Here is a 3,887-nt window from a genome sequence, read left to right as displayed (position 1 = left end):
GAAAGCAGGACGAGGCGTTCCGCGCCGTGAGCCTGCGCAGGCTGCTGACCGGCGGATCCGATCCCCAAGATACAAGCGAGCTGTAAAATTTTAAGAGGAGGTACCCGTATGCTGTTTCAAACCACGGCGGCGCACGAAGAGCTGCGCGCGAAGATCCGGAGCTTTGCGGAGGAGGAGATCAAGCCCCTCGCGTTTATGATGGATCAGAACAATGAGTTTCCCGAGGAGGCTGTCAAGAAGCTGGGTAAGCTGGGCTGGATGGGCATTCCCTTCCCCAAGGAGTACGGCGGTGCCGGTCTGGACGCCCTGAGCTACGCCATCGCGGTGGAGGAGCTGGCCCGTGTGGACGGCGGTGCGGGCGTCATCCTCTCCGCCCACGTCTCCCTCGGCTCATGGCCTATTTTCGCCTACGGCACCGAGGAGCAGAAGAAGAAATACCTGGTTCCGCTGGCCAAGGGCGAGAAGATCGGCGCCTTCGGCCTGACGGAGCCAAACGCCGGTTCTGACGCCGGCGGCACGGAGACCACGGCGCTGGATAAGGGGGACTACTACCTCCTCAACGGCGGCAAGATCTTCATTACCAACGCCCCTAAGGCGGACACCTATGTGGTTTTCGCCGTCACCACGCCGGACATCGGCACCCGGGGCATCTCCGCTTTCATCGTGGAGAAGGGCTGGAAGGGCTTTGAGTTCGGCGACCACTATGACAAGATGGGTATTCGCTCCTCCTCCACGGCGGAGCTGATCTTCAACGACGTGAAGGTCCCCAAGGAAAACCTATTGGGCAAGGAGGGCGAGGGCTTCAAGATTGCCATGTCCACGCTGGACGGCGGACGCATCGGCATCGCCGCGCAGGCGCTGGGCATCGCCCAGGGCGCGTTTGAGCACGCGTTGAGCTATTCCAAGGAGCGCATCCAGTTCGGCAAGCCCATCGCGGCCCAGCAGAGCATCGCCTTCAAGCTGGCGGATATGGCCACCAAGCTGCGCTGCGCCCGGTTCCTTATCTACTCCGCGGCGGAGCTGAAGGAGCAGCACGCGCCTTACGGCATGGAGTCCGCCATGGCGAAGATGTACGCATCGGACATCGCGCTGGAGGTCACCAACGATGCCTTGCAGATCCACGGCGGCAGCGGCTTCCTCAAGGGCATGGAGGTGGAACGGGCCTACCGCGACGCCAAGATCACCACCATCTACGAAGGCACTAACGAGATCCAGCGGGTGGTCATCGCCTCTCATCTGGTGGGCAGGCTGGGCAAGAGCTCCGGCGGCGAGAGCCGTTCGGCGGCCAAGAAACCCGCGCCCATCACCGGCATCCGCAAGCGCACCATCTTCCGGGAGGGGGATGCCGCCCAGCAGGTGGCTGACCTTGTAGCGGCGCTGAAGAAGGACGGCCACGACTTCTCCGTGGGCATCCCCATGGATACGCCCATCCCGCAGGCGGAGCGGGTGGTCTCCGCGGGCAAGGGCATCGGGGAGAAAAAGAACATGAAACTGGTAGAGTCGCTGGCAAAGGCCGCTGGCGCGGCCATCGGCTCCTCCCGTCCCGTGGCGGAGACCCTCAAGTATCTGCCGCTGAACCGCTATGTGGGTATGTCCGGGCAGAAGTTTACCGGCAATCTGTACATCGCCTGCGGCATCTCCGGCGCGTCCCAGCACCTCAAGGGTATCAAGGACGCCTCCACCATCGTGGCCATCAATAAGAACGGTAACGCGCCTATCTTCAAGAACTGCGACTACGGCATCGTGGGCGATGTGGAGGAGATCCTGCCCCTGCTCACCGCTGCGCTGGATAGCGGCGAAAAGCTGCCCGCGCCGCCCATGGTAAAGATGAAGCGGCCCAAGCCGCCGAAGCCCGCCCCCATCGGCGACCGCTACGTCTGCAGCGGCTGCGGCTACGAGTATGTGCCGGAGTTGGGCGACGAGGACGGCGAGATCGCGCCCGGTACGCTCTTTGAGCAGCTTCCCGCCGAGTGGGTGTGTCCCGAGTGCGCGGAGACGAAGGATCAATTTGTAAAGGCTTGAGCCGTGAAGGAGGTAAGATAAGATGTATTGCGTGCGTAAAGTAACGAACGACCTCTACTGGGTGGGCGCCAACGACCATCGCCTGGCCCTGTTTGAAAACTGCTTTCCCATTCCCCGGGGCGTAAGCTACAACTCCTACTGCCTGCTGGATGAAAAGACGGTGCTCTTTGACACGGTGGACTGGTCTGCCTGCCGCCAGCTTTTGGAAAATCTGGCGTATGTGCTGGATGGCCGCGAACTGGACTACCTGCTGGTCAACCATCTGGAGCCGGATCACGCCGCCTGCATCGAGGAGATCCTGCTGCGCCATCCCAAGGTGAAACTGATCTCCAACGAGAAGGCCTTCATGCTCATGCGGCAGTTCGGCTTCCATGTGGACGGACATGAGTGCATCGAGGTGAAGGAGGGCGACACCTTCTCCTTCGGCAAGCACACCGTCACCTTTGTGGGCGCGCCTATGGTGCACTGGCCGGAGGCCATGGTGACCCTCGACGTCACCGACGGCGTCCTCTTTTCCGCCGACGCCTTCGGCACCTTCGGCGCGCTGGACGGCAAGCTGTTTGCCGACGAGGTGGACTTCGAGCGGGACTGGCTGGACGACGCCCGCCGCTACCTCACCAACATCGTGGGCAAGTACGGCCCCCACATCCAGCTCCTGCTGAAAAAGGCCGGCGGCGTTTTGGATCAGATCAAGTACATCTGCCCGCTCCACGGCCCCGTGTGGCGCAAGGATCTGGGCTGGTTCATCGAAAAATACGATACATGGAGCCGCTATGCCCCTGAGACCCAGGGCGTGCTCATCGTCTACGCCTCTATGTACGGCAACACGGAGAACGCGGCGCAGGCGCTGGCGGCGTCGCTCTGCGACAAGGGCATGAGCCGTGTGGCACTGTACGACGTGTCCTCCACCCATGTCTCCCAACTGATCTCCGAGGCGTTTAAGTACAGCCACATCGTTCTGGCCTCTGTGACCTACAACCTCGGCATCTATCCCGCCATGCACGATTTCCTCATGGATATGAAGGCACTGAATCTGCAAAACCGCACCTTTGCCATCATTGAAAACGGCTCGTGGGCGGTGAAGTCCGGCGACCTCATGCAGAAATTCGTCAACGATGAGCTCAAGAACATGACGGTGCTCAACGAACGGCTCAGCCTCGCCTCGTCCATGGGCACGGACAAGCGCACTGAGCTGGAAGCACTGGCGGACGCTATTCTGGAATCTATGAAGTAACTGGCAGGAAAGCCAAAACCAAGACAACAGACAACAAACAGCCCCGCCGCGTCGGCTGCAGGAAAACCGGCTTTCAAAAACAGAGCGGGCAAGCGTGATACTGCGCTTGCCCGCTCTTTGCCCAAAAGGACATGAGAAGTGACCGGAGAAGATGAGAGGATCGAAATGGAGATCAGAAAACGAAACGGGAAGTCTGTTCCTTTTCAACAGGAGAAAGTTTTCAACGCCATGAAAAAAGCGTTTGATGGGCAGGGAAGGGAGATCGGGAGCAGAGAGCTGAATGAGATCCTCACCGCCGTTCTCGACAACCTCGCCGCCGCAGCGCCGCTCACCGTGGAGCGTGTGCAGGATGAGGTGGAGCGGACGCTCATGGAGCGCGGATACTATGAGGTGGCAAAGGCGTACATCCTCTATCGCGAAAAGCGGTCGGCGCTGCGCAGCGTACGGCATACCATCGCGCAGACGGTGGGGGATAACTCGCTTGACGAGGTGCTGCGCCGTATCCAGATGGATTTTACCGAGGAAGTCTACTCCCTCGCGGCGCTTCAAATGAAGTTTGAGAGCTTCTGTCGCCCGGGCATGACGGAGGATGAGCGGGCTGAGGCACTGACCAAGGCAGCGGTAGAGCTGA

General features: G+C 60.7%; 3 protein-coding genes. All 3 read left to right on the top strand.

Features of this window, described 5'->3' with window-relative positions; translation table 11 throughout:
* Positions 1-108 precede the first annotated feature (108 nt).
* Entirely contained in the window at positions 109-2,022 is a 1,914-nt protein-coding gene (locus tag ACMKFF_RS05845) for an acyl-CoA dehydrogenase family protein (RefSeq protein WP_419496358.1), read from the top strand.
* A gap of 22 nt (positions 2,023-2,044) precedes the next feature.
* Complete coding sequence (locus ACMKFF_RS05840; protein WP_419496357.1) at positions 2,045-3,256, top strand: FprA family A-type flavoprotein; 1,212 nt, start codon at positions 2,045-2,047, stop codon at positions 3,254-3,256.
* 165 nt (positions 3,257-3,421) lie between these two features.
* The coding region (locus ACMKFF_RS05835) for an ATP cone domain-containing protein (RefSeq protein ID WP_419496356.1) at positions 3,422-3,887 on the top strand (466 nt) is incomplete at its 3' end.

It is taken from the genome of Faecousia sp. (assembly GCF_048519415.1).
Taxonomy (GTDB): domain Bacteria; phylum Bacillota; class Clostridia; order Oscillospirales; family Oscillospiraceae; genus JAZOXB01.
The sequence above is the reverse complement of the archived record's forward strand: the minus strand, read 5'-3'. Positions and strand labels throughout refer to the sequence as shown.